At 45.6% G+C, this 17,245-nt stretch carries 13 protein-coding genes; 10 read left to right on the forward strand and 3 right to left on the reverse strand.

What is annotated here, in order from left to right:
• Positions 1–115: 115 nt before the first annotated feature.
• Positions 116–1,375 carry an RNA-guided endonuclease InsQ/TnpB family protein gene (locus QUA01_RS10670; RefSeq protein WP_333090842.1) on the forward strand — a complete coding sequence of 420 codons (1,260 nt, stop codon included), beginning with the start codon at positions 116–118 and terminating at the stop codon, positions 1,373–1,375.
• Between the two features lie 39 nt (positions 1,376–1,414).
• On the opposite strand, the gene dnaA is transcribed toward QUA01_RS10670, so the two are convergent.
• Positions 1,415–2,788, reverse strand: a complete 1,374-nt coding sequence (gene dnaA / locus QUA01_RS10675) for a chromosomal replication initiator protein DnaA (RefSeq protein WP_333090840.1) — start codon at positions 2,786–2,788, stop codon at positions 1,415–1,417.
• 313 nt (positions 2,789–3,101) lie between these two features.
• Here dnaA and QUA01_RS10680 point away from each other — a divergent pair, with 313 nt between their 5' ends.
• From QUA01_RS10680 to QUA01_RS10695, 4 genes are all read left to right on the forward strand, one after another.
• Complete coding sequence (locus QUA01_RS10680; RefSeq protein WP_333090839.1) at positions 3,102–4,343, forward strand: HhoA/HhoB/HtrA family serine endopeptidase; 1,242 nt, start codon at positions 3,102–3,104, stop codon at positions 4,341–4,343.
• Between the two features lie 87 nt (positions 4,344–4,430).
• Positions 4,431–4,964, forward strand: coding sequence for a peptide deformylase (gene def / locus QUA01_RS10685; protein WP_333090838.1), 534 nt, complete (start codon positions 4,431–4,433; stop codon positions 4,962–4,964).
• A gap of 55 nt (positions 4,965–5,019) precedes the next feature.
• Positions 5,020–5,592, forward strand: coding sequence for a TerD family protein (locus QUA01_RS10690; RefSeq protein ID WP_333090836.1), 573 nt, complete (start codon positions 5,020–5,022; stop codon positions 5,590–5,592).
• Positions 5,593–5,805: 213 nt separating this feature from the next.
• Positions 5,806–6,405 carry a TerD family protein gene (locus QUA01_RS10695; RefSeq protein WP_333090835.1) on the forward strand — a complete coding sequence of 200 codons (600 nt, stop codon included), beginning with the start codon at positions 5,806–5,808 and terminating at the stop codon, positions 6,403–6,405.
• A gap of 78 nt (positions 6,406–6,483) precedes the next feature.
• Here the strand turns inward: QUA01_RS10695 and QUA01_RS10700 are convergent, their stop codons facing one another.
• Together QUA01_RS10700 and lysS are read right to left on the reverse strand one after the other, a co-directional pair.
• Positions 6,484–7,356, reverse strand: coding sequence for a hypothetical protein (locus QUA01_RS10700; RefSeq protein ID WP_333090834.1), 873 nt, complete (start codon positions 7,354–7,356; stop codon positions 6,484–6,486).
• A gap of 151 nt (positions 7,357–7,507) precedes the next feature.
• On the reverse strand, positions 7,508–9,064 hold the full coding sequence (gene lysS / locus QUA01_RS10705) for a lysine--tRNA ligase (RefSeq protein WP_333090832.1): 1,557 nt from the start codon (positions 9,062–9,064) through the stop codon (positions 7,508–7,510).
• 596 nt (positions 9,065–9,660) lie between these two features.
• Here lysS and tkt point away from each other — a divergent pair.
• The 5 genes from tkt (at position 9,661) to QUA01_RS10730 (ending at position 17,167) form a co-directional block, all read left to right on the forward strand.
• On the forward strand, positions 9,661–11,676 hold the full coding sequence (tkt, locus tag QUA01_RS10710) for a transketolase (RefSeq protein WP_333090831.1): 2,016 nt from the start codon (positions 9,661–9,663) through the stop codon (positions 11,674–11,676).
• A gap of 13 nt (positions 11,677–11,689) precedes the next feature.
• Entirely contained in the window at positions 11,690–11,872 is a 183-nt protein-coding gene (locus QUA01_RS10715; protein ID WP_194008234.1) for a hypothetical protein, read from the forward strand.
• 344 nt (positions 11,873–12,216) lie between these two features.
• Complete coding sequence (locus QUA01_RS10720; RefSeq protein WP_333090830.1) at positions 12,217–15,030, forward strand: PAS domain S-box protein; 2,814 nt, start codon at positions 12,217–12,219, stop codon at positions 15,028–15,030.
• A gap of 49 nt (positions 15,031–15,079) precedes the next feature.
• Positions 15,080–15,529 (forward strand): response regulator, encoded by a 450-nt coding sequence (locus QUA01_RS10725; protein ID WP_333090828.1) that lies wholly within the window; start codon positions 15,080–15,082, stop codon positions 15,527–15,529.
• Between the two features lie 138 nt (positions 15,530–15,667).
• Positions 15,668–17,167, forward strand: a complete 1,500-nt coding sequence (locus QUA01_RS10730; RefSeq protein ID WP_333090827.1) for a sensor histidine kinase — start codon at positions 15,668–15,670, stop codon at positions 17,165–17,167.
• Positions 17,168–17,245: the final 78 nt, after the last annotated feature.

A 17,245-nucleotide genomic window follows, 5' to 3' on the forward strand; every position in this document is an offset into this window, starting at 1 on the left:
ATGACTAATGACTAATGACTTTTTATCAGAAAATTGGGTCGAAAACCCCGTCCTTCTAGGACGGCTTTATATTTACCAGAGACATACTCGTCACTAAATGTGCTATGGTAGTGAAATGTTAACCATGAATTACCGCTACCGAATCTATCCAACCGTCGCTCAAGCGCAGTCGCTTTTTGAGTGGATGGATACTTGTCGCGTTGCCTATAACTACGGGTTGCGAGAAATTAAGGATTGGTTTAATGGTCGGAAATGTTTGGTTGAAAGATGTTCTATCAGGCATGAGTACATCATACCTGCGGATACTCCTTTCCCTAGCGAAGTAAACCAACTCAACGCACTGCCCGGCGCTAAAAAGGTATTTCCCCGATTGAGTGAAGTACCGAGCCAAGTGTTGCAGCAAGCGCTCAAGCAGTTACACCGAGCCTGGGAAGGATTTCAAAAAATTGGGCATGGATTCCCTCGATTCAAGAAGTTTGGTCAATTCAAGTCTTTGCTGTTCCCGCAGTTCAAAACCAATCCGGTGACTGGTACGCATATTGCTTTACCAAAATTGGGGTTGATTCCAATCAACCTGCATCGCCCAATACCGAGTGGATTTGTGGTTAAACAGGTGCGGATAATCAATAAAGCAGATATCTGGTACGCCTCTATCAATATCCAATGCAATGTCAGCGTTCCAGATCCAATGCCTCACGGTCATCCTATTGGGGTAGATGTGGGGCTTGAGAAGTTTCTAGCAACTAGCGACGGTATTCTCGTAAAATCGCCCAAATTCCTGAAAGTAATGCTCCGCAAGCTGAAATTGCTGCAACGCAGACTTTCTCGAAAGAAGAAACGTTCTAAAAATTACGAAAAACAACGTATCAAGGTTGCCAGACTTCACCACACAATTGACAGCACTCGTAAAGATTTCCACTTCAAACAAGCTCATACGCTTTGCGATGCTGGCGATATGGTCTTCATGGAAGACTTGGATTACAGAATCCTAGCCAAAGGAATGCTGGGGAAACAAATGCTTGACGCTGGATTTGGACAATTCCGAACCATCGTCAAATACCTGTGTTGGAAACGCGGTAAATTTTTTGGTGAAGTTTGTGCTAGAGGTACTTCGCAGGAATGTCCTGAATGCGGTACAAAAGTCAAAAAAGACTTAAGTGTCAGGGTGCATTCTTGTTCTAATTGTGGCTACACAACCGATAGAGATGTCGCCAGCGGTCAAGTAATTAGAAATAGAGGAATAGCTTTGGTTAATACCGATGGACAGTCGGGAATTCAAAATGCCTATGCAGACGGTTTGCCGGGGATTGAGGTGTCTCAATCTAGGTCAAAGTCGAAAACCCGCGAGGGAATAACTAGGAAATCTAAGAAGTGATTCTTAGAAGCTCCGCACCTGATAGTCGGAGTAATGTCACTAACTTTTGCGACTGACAACGTTAATTCGATCGCTCAATTGACGCAAAGTTTGAGCCAAATTCGGGTCAGTGTTCCGCAACTGAGCAATTTTATCGCAACTGTAAAGCACAGTCGTGTGGTCTTTTCCGCCGAACACTTCGCCAACCTTCGGCAAACTCAAAGCAGTATGCTGCCGAATTAAATACATCCCTATTTGACGGGCGAGACTAATTTCGCGTCGGCGAGAAATACCTTTCAAATCTTCAACAGAAACATCAAACGCCTCAGCCACCACTGCAATTACCGCATCGGGAGTCGCCTGTACCGTTTCAGTTTGCGGGTTCAAAACCGGGGCGATATTCTCAACTGTCATCGGCAAACCGGTAATAGAAAGATATGCTACGGCCCGAATCAAAGCTCCTTCTAATTCCCGCACATTGGAAGTATAGCTAGAAGCAATGTATTCAATCACATCTCGCGGCAGCCGCATATTTTCGTACTCACCTTTTTTCTGCAAAATTGCCATCCGCGTTTCTAAGTCGGGCAATTGAATGTCAGCAATTAATCCCATCGAAAATCGGGAACACAAACGCTCTTGCAGCCGGGGAATTTGCTGCGGCGGGCGATCGGAAGCTAAAACTACTTGATTTCCAGATTCGTGCAAAGTATTAAACGTGTGGAAAAATTCTTCTTGAGTGTATTCTTTGCCTTCAATAAATTGAATATCATCTATTAATAAAACATCCGCTGCCCGATAATGGTCGCGGAAACTTTGCATACTGTCTTTGCGAATTGCGACAATTAAATCGTTAGTAAATTTTTCAGTAGAAACGTAAAAAATCTTGGCGTTGGGGTCAATTTCCAAGCGATAATGACCGATCGCCTGCATCAGATGAGTTTTCCCCAAACCAACGCCGCCGCACAAAAATAAGGGATTGAATTCTCTGCCCGGAGACTCGGCTACTGCGAGGGCTGCTGCGTGAGCCATCCGGTTGTTGGAACCGACGACAAAACGGGAAAATACGTATTTGGGGTTTAAATTAGCGGGTTTAGGCGGGTGAAGCGATTTGTTTTCGGGGACATCGGCGGCGATGGGGGAGGGCCAAATTGTGGCGGAGTCGCTGCTGTCGCCTGTTTCATTTCCCCCGGCAATTGTCAAGTAAATATCTACGGGATAGCCGAGAATTTCTTCGACTGCATCAGCAAGGATTTCTCTGTAATATTTTTGCAACCAATTGCGAGCAAAGGGGTTGGGGGCGCTGACGATCAAACAGTTATTTTCGAGTTGTTCGGCTCTGGCAGTTTTGATCCAGGTCTCAAAGCTAGGTCTGCTCAGTTGTACCTGGAGACGTTCAAGTATCTGTTTCCACAGATTTTCGAGGGGAATGTCCATCGATTACCTCTGCCGATCGGCATTTAAGAGATTTTCAAGTCCAGACTGTTCAGTTTAGTCGAGTTGGTGGTTGGGAAGCTAGAGCGGCCCAAGATTGGGCGGTTTCAACCGTATCTCTTAGCAAAATCAGCGAAAATCGGCAATCAAAAATCCAAAATGAGAAGCTGAATGCTAAAGTTTAAGGGAGTCTGCCGTAGCTTGCGGGGCCCGACGCCATCGCCCAAAAATTTTGCGGCTCTGCGGCGATATAGCAGGTATCAAAGAGCTGCTAAGCAAATATTTAAATTTGGCAGAAAAGCCTAAAAACGTGGCTATGAAGAGTTCTACAGGCAAGTTTTGGAAGCAACCGGCAATTTACATATTGCTGCTGGTAACGGGGGCCGGGGCCGCCATGTTGGGCGATCGGCTGACGGTTTCTCAATTACGTCCTAATTCTGGTGATTCGCGACAAGAGGTGATGCAACCGAAATTGCAACTGCCTCCTAAGACTGAGGTTAAAGGTAGCAAAGTATTGCCGCAGGTTCCCTTGTCGGGCGATGCAGCTAATGTGAATTTCATTGTGGCTGCGGTAGAAAAAGTAGGCCCGGCGGTGGTGCGGATCGATGCTTCGCGCTTGGTGAAACCGACAAATAGATCGCTTTCACCGGAAGATTTTTTTGGCGCAGAACCGAATTCGGGCGGTAGGGGCGGGATCGAACGGGGTACGGGTTCGGGTTTCGTGATCGGGGCCGACGGCGTGATTCTCACTAACGCTCACGTTGTAGAGGGTGCAGATACGGTAAGTGTAACTCTCAAGGACGGCCGCAGCTATCAGGGGCGGGTGTTGGGGGCGGATAAGGTGACGGATGTGGCTGTGGTGAAGATTGAGGCGACTGCTCTGCCTGTGGCGGCGATCGGCAATTCTGATAAGCTGTTGCCTGGGGAATGGGCGATCGCGATCGGCAATCCTTTGGGTTTGGACAATTCGGTAACTGCAGGGATTATTAGCGCTACGGAGCGATCGAGCTCTGATGTGGGCGTACCCGACAAGCGGATCGGTTTTATTCAAACAGACGCTGCAATTAATCCGGGGAATTCCGGCGGCCCCCTGCTGAATGCCTCGGGCGAAGTTATTGGCATGAATACGGCGATTATTCAAGGTGCTCAAGGATTGGGCTTTGCGATTCCCATTCAGGCGGCGCAACAGGTGGCGAAGGAACTGATTACGACGGGGAAAGTCGAACACGCTTATTTGGGTATTGAAATGGCGACGCTGACTCCTGATGTTAAGCAGCAAATTAACAGCAATCCTAATAGCAATTTGCGAGTGGCAGTCGATCGGGGTGTGGCTATTGTGAGTGTAGTTCCTAATTCTCCGGCGGCGGCGGCAGGTTTGCGGGCTGGAGACGTGATTCAAAAGCTTAACAATCAGCCGATTATTCAGTCGGAAGCTGTTCAGGAATTCGTGCAAAATGCTAAGGTTGGCGGTCTGTTACAAATGGAGATTAATCGCAACGGACAAATAGTTAATTTGACTGTTAAACCGGGGAGTTTGCCGGTTCAAAAAGTTCGATAAGAAGGAAGAAGGAAGAAGGAAGAAGGAAGAAGGAAATGGTAATTTGTCAGTAGTTAACGACTAACCAATAACGACTAACCAATAACTATGGCAGAACTCTTACAAATCTCACAATTAGGAAATCCCGTATTGCGCCGCCCGTCGCAAGTTGTCGAGAATATTAAGGACGATCGCATTCAACAGCTAATCGACAACCTAATTTCTACCGTCCAACAGGCGAACGGAGTAGGGATTGCGGCCCCCCAAGCGGCGAAGTGCGATCGGCTGTTTATCGTCGCATCCCGCCCCAACCTCCGCTATCCCCAAGCGCCGAATATGGAACCGACGGCGATGATTAATCCCCGGATTCTCGCTGCATCCACAGAAACAGTCAAAGACTGGGAAGGCTGTTTGAGCATTCCGGGGATTCGCGGGTTGGTGCCGAGAAGTAGGGCGATCGAGATAGAATACACCAGTAGAGACGGCAAAGTCCACCGACAAGAACTTACAGACTTTGTAGCCCGGATTTTTCAACACGAATACGACCATTTAGAGGGCATCGTATTTTTAGACAGGGTGGAAAATACCCGAGAACTGATGTCGGAGGATGAGTACCAGCAGCAATTTGTCAAGCTCCTGTGATAATTGATATAATGGCGATCGGTAACTAAGAGTGATGTTGCGAACAGGAGAGCAAATGTCTATCAACTTGGAAAAAGGCGGGAGAATCAATCTATCTAAAGAAGCACCGGGGCTGAAAAATGCCGGGATCGGTTTGGGATGGGATACCAATGCTACAGACACCGGCGATGCATTTGACTTAGATGCTTCCGTGTTTATGTTGGGTTCTGCTGGCAAAATTCCCAGCGAAAAATACTTTGTTTTTTACAACAACAAAGAGTCGCCCGATACTGCTGTAATACATCTGGGAGATAGCAGAACCGGAGAAGGATTTGGCGATGATGAAACCGTTACAGTCGATTTAACCAAAGTCGATCCAGCCGTTCAAGAAATTGTGTTTGTGGTGACAATTCATGAAGCTGAATCGAGGAGACAGGGCTTTGGTCAAGTTCGCAATGCTTTTATCAGGATTTATGATACTACGACTAATGTAGAAGTCACTAAGTACGATTTGGATGAGGATTTTTCGAGGGAAACTGCGATGGAATTTGGCAGACTTTACAAGAAAGATGGCGAGTGGAGGTTCCAAGCAGTCGGAGAAGGCTACAATGCAGGCTTGCAAAGCTTTGTAGACAAGTATGCTGGATAAAAGGTCGATATAAAACAATACGGTTCAGATAAAGTCGATCCCCCCTAGCCCCCCTTTAAAAAGGGGGGGACAAGAGAGTTCTCTTTCGTCCCCTTTCTTAAGGGGGATTTAGGGGGATATCCGGGAAATAAACAAATCGGACGTACTGTTGAAACCGCCCGGTCTTTTTATCAATCCCATATTGCACGATAAACCTTACAAAATCACAAAACAATGGCTATCAACTTGACAAAAGGACAATCAATCGTACTCAGCAAAAGTGAATACGACTTATCCCGATTGACAATGGCTTTGGGCTGGGATGTCGCGCAAGTTAAAACAAGTCTTTTCGGCAGAAGTAGCGGTGTAAATTTTGACCTAGATTCCTACGCTTTGCTGCTAGGAGAAAATGGCAAATTAAAAAATTACAAAGAAGATGTAATTTATTACTCTCATTTAGAATCAAACGATAAAACTGTTGTACACTCCGGCGACAATCTCACCGGGGAGGGAGACGGCGACGACGAACAAATATTGGTGAAACTCAGCTCGTTGCCAGCACAATATCACAAAATTATCTTGGGCGTAAATATTTACAATGGCAAAGAAAGAAAACAGCATTTTGGCATGGTAGAAAATGCTTACGTCAGGGCTGTAGATGCAGCCGGTAAAGAAATAGCTCGCTATCGCTTGTCAAATGACCCTTCCTATGAAGGCAAATTAAATATGTTGATGGGAGAAGTGTATCGAGAAGGCGGCGAGTGGAAATTTAAGGCTTTGGGAAATCCTTTGACTGAAGATATGAACGGCGTTGTGGGTTCGTTTATGCGGTGAGAAGTAGGTCAACCTAATCGTCGCGATCGCTGTTAGATCCTCGACTTCTTTAAGAAGTCGGGGTTCTGCGTGTTCTGGTTAATTTAATCCCGATTCAGAAAAAGCCCGATCGATTTCTGAAGCGATATTTAACTGGGAAGACCAATGTTGCAGGTAAGCCCTATCTAACGAATCTGCCTGAAGTTTCATCACTCCTAGAATATCTCGCCATTGCTTGTCTGACTGAAATCTTGACATTCTGTACCAAATGAGTTTTTGCAAAATTATATCTTCGGGGCTACAGATATAAAAGGTTAATTCTGGTCTGTCGTCTGGGTAGAATTGCTGTCGGCGATCGAGCTGACATTGCTCGTATTCGCGATCGGGTTTAATCAAATAAATGTCTGCTTTAATGGCTGTCTCTAGGTGAATGACGTTGAAACTTGAACTTCTCCCCCTCAAAGTGTCTTCAACTGCAATATCGCTGATGTAGAATTCGCTTTGCATTGCTTGAATGAGGGACTGAGTTTGTTCTTTTCGGATGCTGATAGCAATGTCTGCATCCTGAGTAGATCTGGGTTCGCCGTGAGCGGAACTAGCAATTGAACCGCCAACATAGTAGGGAATTGACAGTGTATCTAGGATGTTACCAATTTTAGCTGCTAACCAGATCGGATCTTGCATTACAAGTTTTGTCTCTAGTAATTGGGCAATTTTAATAAATTCTTGTCCTAAAGTTGCTTTGATAAACTCTTGTTTGAGGTAGATGGAATCTAATTGAGGGTTGCGTTTTTTGATTCCCGATAAGGCTAATTGGCGGCAGCCCCTCGTGGCAGCAGAGGCTAATGCTAATCTCTTTGCGGGCGGCATTTGCCTCCAGAGATTAAACTGGATGATTTCTACCTCAATACAGGTGTCTGATGCTTGAGGTTGATATCTTGGTTTGAGGGTAACTGACTCACTTAAAATCATGTGCGATCGGTGGGTTAGTTAAATAAACAAAAACACTATAACTGGCGCGATAATTTTTATTTCAAATGTCATAAATATTAATATTTAGCTGCCACAAGCGAGATCTCCGACCTCTCTAAGAAGTCGGGGATCTGAAGGGAACTCAAATGTTTTACGAATCTTTGACCGGCCGCATTGTCGGGAACATCACCGCATCGCGGATGCTTTGAGTATTAGTTAAAAGCATCACCAATCTGTCTACACCAATTCCCATTCCCGCACAGTTAGGCATTCCCAAAGATAAAGCTTGAATAAAGTCTTCATCCATTGGATGCGCTTCGTCATCTCCTGCATTCTTCTGTGCTAATTGTTCTTCAAACCGCTTTCTTTGCTCTTTCGGATCGTTCAATTCTGAGAATCCGTTTGAGTATTCTGTGCCGTTGATAAATAGCTCGAAACGCTCGACAAATCCGGGTTTGCTGCGGTGTCCTTTGGCGAGGGGACTGACTTCGACTGGGTAGTCGATGATGAATGTAGGTTGAATTAGTTTGGGAACAACTAATTTGTCAAAAACTGCGTAGAGCACGTAGCCTAAACTCTGTTGTTCTAACTTGGAAAGGTGCAGTTCTAGTTTGGTTGCGGAGGATATTGCACTTTCTAAGTCCAAACTGTCAAAATCCAGTCCAAACTCGTCTCTGACAGCTTCTACCATTGTTTTCACTTGCCAGTGTTTGCCGCTAAAACCGGGATATTTTTCGCTGTAGTCGTATTTACGTTCTAAACTGATTGTTTCTCCCTGATTTTCTATTTCCCGCACATCGCCAGATACTTCTGCTGCTGCGAAACAAATCACATCTTCGACAACTGTTAAAATGTCGAATACATCTGCATAAGCTTGGTAAACTTCTAAGGAGGTAAATTCTGGATTGTGGGTGCTGTCAATGCCCTCATTTCTAAAGGCTTTTCCTAGTTCAAATACTCGCTCGAAACCGCCACAAATTGCTCTTTTCAAGAACAATTCGGGGGCGACGCGCAAATACAAATCTACTTCTAAAGCATTGTGGTGGGTGATGAATGGTTTAGCGGCTGCACCGCCGTAAATAGCTTGCAGTGTTGGCGTTTCTATTTCGTAAAAGTTGGCTTTCCAAAGATAGGAACGGATGCTTTGGACGATGCGGCTGCGTAGCATGAAACGGTTGAGGGCTTCTTGGTTGCTTGCTAAGTCCATTTCGCGGTGGCGACGGCAAACTTCGGGGTCGTTGATGCCGTAATAAGCATCGGGAAATTGGATCGTAGCTTTTGATAAAAGCGTGAATTCCCGGACTAAAATAGAAAGTTCTCCCCTGGGGGTGCGGCAGCCGATGCCTTCTACGCCGACAAAATCGCCGACATCAAGCAATTTTTTGATTTGTTCAAAGCTCAAACCGACTTCGCCGGTGACGATTGCTTTTTCGATTTTGAGTTGAATTTTGTCTGTGGCGTCTTTTAAATCGATGAAGCAAATTTTGCCGCTGTCTCGCTTGGAAATAATGCGGCCGGCTAATCGCAGGGGAATTTCTTCGGGGTCACTTTGTCCGTTTTCGAGTTCTTTTCCTGGCTGACTAAATATTTCGCGAACTTGTTGGGCTGTGTGCGATCGCGCGTAGGATTGACTGGGATACGGTTCTATGCCTTGCGATCGCAGTTCGTCTACTTTTTGACTGCGGACTTCGGCTTCACTCAGAGTCATTAGTTATTGCCTAATTAAAATTACCAATATCTTAGATCTTGCACTGCATTGTCACATTCACAGGCTTTCTGGTCTGTTCCACAACTCAATTCTTTTGTGGGTAGGCCGACGGCGGATGCCCGAAAGCTCGATCGCAACAGGTGCAAGATGTCAGAAACACCAAACTCTATCATAACTGAGCTGCCTGACGGGGCCAATTTGCTAAATAATTCAGATACACGCTGCTTTTTGTACCCTGGCTGCTGAAATATTTGCGATCGCAAATTGTTATCGACAGCATAAAGCGGGCGAAACATTAAAAAATTAAGTTGTCTGTCGGTCGCAACAGGTGAGATGATATGTAGTGCAGTCTCAGGGCAGTTCCACAGAAACTCCATAGCAGACACGCGAGCGATCGAACTCGACTCATCGCACCTCTGCCAAAATTGACCACACAGATCGTGTCCGGTCGGTCGATCGTACTATTTGGTTTGGGGCGTTTACTAAAACTCTGGTTTTGATGAGGATTATTGGTTAACTCGCCCCTACAACAATCACGGTCAATTCACCGGATATGAGCTCGCACACACTCTCTCATACATATAAAAACCAGAATTATGGCTGTTGCAACCAAATCAATCGAAGAACTCTGCATTAACTCTATCCGCTTTCTCGCCATCGATGCGGTAGAAAAAGCAAAATCAGGACACCCAGGACTACCGATGGGCGCTGCGCCTATGGCCTTCGTACTGTGGGATCGCTTCATGCGGTTCAACCCTAAAAACCCTAAGTGGTTCAATCGCGATCGCTTCGTACTCTCTGCCGGCCACGGCTGTATGCTGCAGTACGCCCTCATGTACCTCGCCGGCTACGATAGCGTCAGCCTCGACGACATCAAGCAATTCCGTCAGTGGGAATCCAAAACCCCCGGACACCCGGAAAACTTCGTCACCGAAGGCGTAGAAGTCACCACCGGCCCCCTGGGACAAGGCATTGCTAACGCCGTCGGTTTGGCAATGGCAGAAGCTCACCTCGCTGCCAAGTTTAACAAGCCCGATAGCACCATTGTTGACCACTACACCTATGTCATCATGGGTGACGGCTGTCACATGGAAGGTATTTCTGGCGAAGCTTGTTCTTTGGCCGGACACCTCGGACTCGGCAAATTAATCGCCCTCTACGATGACAATCACATTTCCATTGAAGGCGACACTAACTTGGCCTTTACTGAAGATGTCGGCAAGCGTTTTGAAGCCTACAACTGGCACGTCATTACAGTAGACAATACCAACCTCGACGAAGATACTAACGCAGAAGCAGTTCACAAAGCTATTGAAGAAGCCAAAAAAGTCACGGACAAACCGTCTCTGATTAAAGTCCGCACAGTCATCGGTTATGGTTCTCCCAACAAGCGCAATTCTTACAGTTCTCACGGTGCTGCTTTGGGTACCGATGAAGTTAAAGCAACTCGCGATTTCTTGAAGTGGGAATACGCACCGTTTGAGGTTCCTGATGATGCTTTGGCTCACTTCCGCAAAGCAGTCGATCGCGGTGCTGCATCCGAACAAGAATGGAATAAAACTTTTGCAGATTATAAAGCAAAATATCCCGCCGAAGCAGCAGAATACGAACGCACGGTTGCTGGCAAACTTCCCGAAGGTTGGGATAAAGTTCTCCCGACTTACAAGGTAGAAGATAAGGCTGATTCAACTCGGAATCATTCTGGAAAATGTTTGAATGCTTTGGCTGCTGTCCTACCTGAATTGATCGGCGGTTCGGCTGACTTGGCATCTTCTAACATGACTCTGCTTAAGGGTGAAAAAGACTTCCAAAAAGGTCAATACGAAGGACGTAACCTGCGCTTTGGCGTGCGGGAACACGCTATGGGCGCGATCGCCAATGGTTTGCTACTCCACGGCGGTTTGATTCCTTACTGCGCCACATTCTTGGTATTTGCCGACTATATGCGCGGTGCAATTCGCCTCTCCGCACTCTCGGAAGCTGGAGTCATCTATGTCATGACTCACGACTCCGTAGCTTTGGGCGAAGATGGCCCCACTCACCAACCAGTCGAAACCATCGCTTCCCTGCGCGCCATCCCCAATTTGTTGGTGATGCGCCCTGCGGATGGAAATGAAACATCCGGTGCTTATAAAGTGGCAGTTGAAAGCCCCAAACGCCCCACATTAATGGCTTTGTCCCGTCAAAACTTGCCGAATTTGGCCGGAAGCTCGATCGAAGGAACAGCCAAAGGCGCTTATATTTTGTCCGACGACGGCGGCACTCCCGACATCATTTTAATCGGCACCGGTGGCGAAACATACCTCTGCGTTGATGCCGCTGAAAAATTGCGCGCCGCAGGCAAAAAAGTCCGCGTCGTTTCCATGCCTTGCTGGAAATTGTTCGACGCACAAGATGCCGCTTACCGCGAATCTGTACTCCCGAAAGCTGTTACCAAACGGTTAGCAGTTGAAGCAGCTTCTAGCTTCGGCTGGGGACGTTATTTAGGTTCCGAAGGCGACAGCATCAGCATCGACACCTTCGGCGCCTCCGCACCAGGCCCCGTTGCTTTAGAAAAGTTTGGCTACACCGTTGATAATGTGGTGGCTAAAGCTAAGGCACTCTTGGGTTAATCGCAGTAGCATAATGAATGATGGGGCGGGCTTTTGGCTCGCCCCCTTTTTTTATAGAAGAAGGAAGAAGGAAGAAGGAAGAAGGAAGAGGGAAGAAGGAAGAGGGAAGAAGGAAGAAGGAAGAAGGAAGAGGGAAGAAGGAAGAAGGAAGAAGGAAGAAGGAAGAAGGAAGAAGTCATTAGTCATCAGTCAGTAGGGGCGGTGGATGGTGCGTGCGGGCCCTCTTAGTTGTCATTAGTCATTAGTCATGTTTTGCTGTCTCCCCGGAGCTTTCCGTCCAACGTCATCAGGAAGAAGGAAGAAGGAAAACGGAAGACGGAAGACTAAAGACTGAAGACTGAAGAAGATCAAACCTTAACCCGCTGCGGTGGGTTTCGTTTGTTTGGCGTGCGAATTCCATTTGCCCGGTCTTATGTATATTTCAAAAATTTGAGATAAGTTATAAGTTATGGGGTTAAATTCCCCGTTACCCAATTACCAATTACCAATTACCAATTACCAATTACCCATTCCCCATTACCCATTACCCATTCCTTTATCATGTGGACTTTTTTAAATAACTTGTTATTCGTCGGCAACTATATTCCTCACGGCCACTGTTACCTTTGGCAGCGAGAGCTAGTCGCGCTCCACGTAGTGTCAGACTCTATAATTGCCCTGGCTTACTATTCAATACCCGTATCGCTAATTTATTTTAGCACTCAAGGAAAAGACTTGCCCTTTCGCAACATTTTTTTGCTGTTTGGAGCCTTTATTTTCTCCTGTGGCACTACTCATATAATGGAAGTTTGGACGCTTTGGCATCCTGTTTATTGGCTTTCTGGTACTTTGAAACTGATAACCGCAGTCATTTCTGCTTACACAGCTTTCGCATTAATTCCATTAATTCCTGAAGCATTAGTTTTCACGAGTCCCGCTCAATTAGGGATGATTAATCAAATACTACAAACAGAAATCGTCGAACGTCGAGAAAGTGACGCTCGCTATCAAACTTTAACAGAAGTTTCGCCAGTGGGAATATTTTATGCTGACGATGCCGGAGACTGTTTGTATGTCAACGAACGCTGGTGTCAAATTGCTGGAATTACCGGCGATCAAGCTTTGGGTAAAGGGTGGTTGCGAGGCATTCATCCAGACGATCGCGAGAGCGTTTTTGCTCAATGGTATAGCGTTGCTACCGAGAAATTGCCGTTTAAATCTGAGTACCGTTTTCAACGTCTTGACGACGGTCAAGTGAAGTGGGTTTTAGCTCAATCTGTCGGTCAAATCGGAGAAAATGGGGAGGTTAAAAGCTATGTGTGTACCATTACTGATATTACAGAACGTAAGCTGGTAGAAGAGGAAAATAGACTGCTCAATGAAACTCTGGAAAATCGAATTGCCGATCGCACTACTCAAATGGAAATTTCCAAGCAACAATTGCAAAACGAAGTAGCTTACAGACAAAGAATTGCGATAACTTTGTTGGAATTGACGCAACTACAAAATGCAATTCTTAACAGCGCTAACTACACAATTATTTCCACTGAGCCAGACGGTAAAATTAAAATATTCAATCGCGCCGCCCAGCAACTTTTAGGCTATTCCCCCGGAGAAGTGGTAGGCAAAGTCACGCCAGCAATCATTCACGATCCTCTGGAGATCAGCAAAAGAGCGGAAGTTTTGTCTCAAGAATTGGGAGTAAAAATAGAGCCAGGAATGGAAGTTTTTTTTACTTTGCCGCGCGAGGGAATGGCTGACGAAAATGAATGGACTTACATCCGCAAAGATGGTTCGCGGTTTCCGGTGCAATTGTCGGTGACAGCCTTATTTGATACTGAAGGAAATATTACTGGTTTTTTGGCGATCGGTCAAGATATTAGCGATGCCGTGGCGGCAGCTACGCAACGCAAACAAGCTGAAAAAGAGCTGCGCGACCTCACCAATGCTCTGCAAAATGCGGTGGAAGGCATTTCGCTGCTGGACATTGACGGACGCTATGTGAATGTTAACCGAGCTTACGCTCGTAAATGTGGTTACGAACCGGAAGAAATGCTAGGCATGGAATGGCAGCTTACCGTGCATCCAGACGATGTTGAGATGTTGACATTAGCTTATCAAGAAATGCTGATTTCTGGCAAAGTAGAAGTTGAAGCTAGAGGTGTGCGGAAAAAGGGTTCATTTTTTCACAATCAATTAACAATGGTCAAAGCTTGCGATGCCGAAGGAACATTTAACGGCTATCACTGTTTTCTGAAAGATATCACCGAGCGTAAACTAACTGAAACAGCGTTGCAGGAAAGCGAATTCAAATACAGGCAAATAGTTGAATTAGCAGAAGAGGGTATTTGGGTAATTGATAACAATGCCGTCACGACTTACGTGAACCGCGCAATGTCGCGAATGCTCGGCTATAGTGAATTAGAAATGTTCGGTCGGCCACTTTGGGACTTCATGGACGAACCGGAAAAAAAACAAGCTCTCGATAATTTCGAGCGTCGCAAGGAAGGGATCGCTGAACAACATGAATTCAAATTCACAACTAAGGATGGTAAAGATATTTGGACGGATATGTCTACCAGTCCAGTCATGGACTCCCAGGGAAATATGCTGTCATGCTGCGCCTTAGTTTATAACATTACAAAACGTAAAAGATCAGAGCAACAAATGTTGCAACTTACAGAAGATTTGAAGCGTTCTAACGAAGAATTAGAACAATTCGCTTATGTGGCTTCCCACGATTTGCAAGAACCGCTCCGAGCCGTTACCAGCTACGCTCAATTGCTCGCCCACCGCTATCAAGACAATTTGGACACTAAAGCAGATAAATATATTCATTATATTGTTGACGGCGCTACCAGAATGCAACAATTGATTAATGATTTGTTGGCCTATTCGCGCTTGGGAACCCGAAGTAAACAATTTGAGCTAGCCGATTGCAACGCTGCTGTCAAGCAAAGTTTGTCTAATTTGCAAATTGCGATCGCCGAAACAAAAGCTGTCATCACCTGCGACGCGATGCCAACTGTGATGGCGGATGAATTTCAACTGGTGCAGTTATTCCAAAATTTGGTCGCCAACGGTATCAAATTTTGTCGCGAAGATATCCCGTTGATTCATATCGCTGCAGGCCGGCAAGATAGCGAATGGGTGTTCAGCGTGCGCGATCGGGGCATTGGCATCGATCCGCAATATGCCGATCGCATTTTTATTATTTTTCAACGCCTGCACTCTCGCCGCGAATATTCCGGTACTGGCATAGGTTTGGCGATGTGCAAGCGCATTGTGGAACGCCACGGCGGGCGCATCTGGGTGGAATCTCAAGAAGGAAAAGGAGCGACTTTTTACTTTACTATTCCTATAATTAGTATCTGAAGGCTTAAATTTCATTTATTTTTTTTATAGTCACAAGGATAAACAGTTTATGAGCGATCCCAGCACTGTTAGATTAGTTGAGATTCTGTTAATTGAGGATTCGCCCAGCGATGCCGATTTGGCAAGAGAAGTCCTCAGTCAGGGTAAAATATTGAATAACTTGCATTTTGTGGAGGATGGAGTCGAAGCAATCAAGTTTTTACGCAAAAAAGCACCCTATCTGGACGTACCCCGTCCCGATTTGATTCTGCTAGATTTGAATCTGCCGAAAAAAAGCGGTGTTGAAGTGCTAGAAGAAATTAAAACTGACCCGAAATTAAAATTAATTCCTGTCGTGATTCTCAGCACTTCTGCTGCTCCCGAGGATATTGTCAAGTCCTACTCGCTCCATGCCAACTGTTATATAACTAAGCCTGTAGACTTTGTAGAATTTACTAAAGTAGTCAGGTTAATTGAGGAATTCTGGCTCGCCGTTGTCCGCCTTCCTGTAATTTATTAATTGATTGAGGATTGGTGGCTGGCGGTAGTGACACTTTTAGAATAATAGCTTAACAAATAAAAATTGCATAAAAAAACCAAAAAGTTTAACCTGAGATTGATACCCAGTGAAAATGTTACAGTCAAAAATCTTTAAGCTATGTGGATTAAGATTCTGTTAGTAGAAGACAATCCGGCTGATGCTGATTTGCTTGCAGAACTGTTGGAAGTATCTGTCGGAGTGGAGTGGGAACTCGTGTCTGTTGAATTCCTGCACGAGGCGATCGCCCAACTGGGCAAGCAATCCTTTGATATAGTTTTGCTAGACCTTTCTTTGCCCGACAGCCACGGTTTGGAAACGCTAACTCGACTGCGAGAAGTGGCTCCCGATACGGCAATGGTGGTAATGACAGGCTTGGACGATGAGGCGATCGGACTCGAATCAGTACGCTTGGGAGCCCAAGATTACATTGTTAAAGGTCAAATTACCACCCAATTATTAGTGCGGACGATCCGCTACGCGATCGAACGTTCTCAAACATTTCAAATGCTGCGGGAAAGCGAACGGCGTTTTAGGGCGATTTTTGACTCTTCCTTTCAGCTTACCAAACTGCTGACCCCCGAAGGAATCGTGCTGGAAGTGAACCAGACAGCCCTAGATTTTGCCGGAGTTCGATCGCAAAATATTGTAGGTCGCCCGATTTGGGAACAGTTGATTTGGCAACAATCACCAAATGGTAAAGAACAATTAAAAGAAGGTCTAGCCAAGGCTGCTAAGGGCGAATTTTTTCGCCGCGAAATAGACTTTTTAGGCAAAAGCGGCCAAATTATCACAGTTGATTTATCACTGAAACCTGTTAAAAATGACACGGGACAAGTTTTGCTGCTGATTGCTGAAGCCCGCGACATTAGCGATCGCAAACGAGCCGAAGCAGAAATTCTCAAAACCCTCGCACGAGAAAAGGAACTTTCCGAACTGCGAGCCAAATTTGTGACAATGGTTTCCCACGAGTTCCGCACCCCCTTGACAACCATCCAATTTTCGAGTGGATTGCTGCAAGACTACAGTTCTAAGTGGACTGAAGATAAAAAATCTACTCATTTTGCGCGGATTCAAATAGCAATTAAACGCATGACAGAGTTATTAGAAGATATTCTAGTAATTGGCAAAATCGAAGCAAACACCTTGCAGTTTCAACCAGTTTCCTTAAACCTCGAAAAATTTTGCCGTCAACTGGTAGAAGAACAGCAGCTCAACGACAGCAACCAACACCCGATCACCTTTAAACATGAAGGCGACAACTGCGATGCTCAAATGGATGAAAAACTGCTGCGGCAAATCTTGGGAAACATCCTCTCAAATGCTATCAAATATTCCCCCGCCGGCAGTACAATTTCCTTACAGCTAAACTGTCAAAACCAAAAAGCTGTTTTCCAAGTTCAAGACCTTGGCATCGGGATTCCCCAAGCCGATCTAGAGCGAATTTTGGAAACTTTTTACCGCTCTACAAATGTCGGCACTATTTCGGGAACTGGCCTCGGTTTAGCCATTGTGAAACGGGCTGTGGAACTGCACGGTGGCCAACTGGCGATCGACAGCCAAGAAGAAAAAGGTACAACTTTCACTATTACCTTGCCTTTGATTTCACAAACACAATAATCGCTTAATGCTTAACTATAAACATCAACCACTCACCTAAATTTTATCCGAAAATCACAAAATTGTCAAGGTTATGAA

The sequence above is a fragment of the Microcoleus sp. S36a_B3 genome (genome assembly GCF_036700745.1).
Classification (GTDB): Bacteria; Cyanobacteriota; Cyanobacteriia; order Cyanobacteriales; family Microcoleaceae; genus Microcoleus.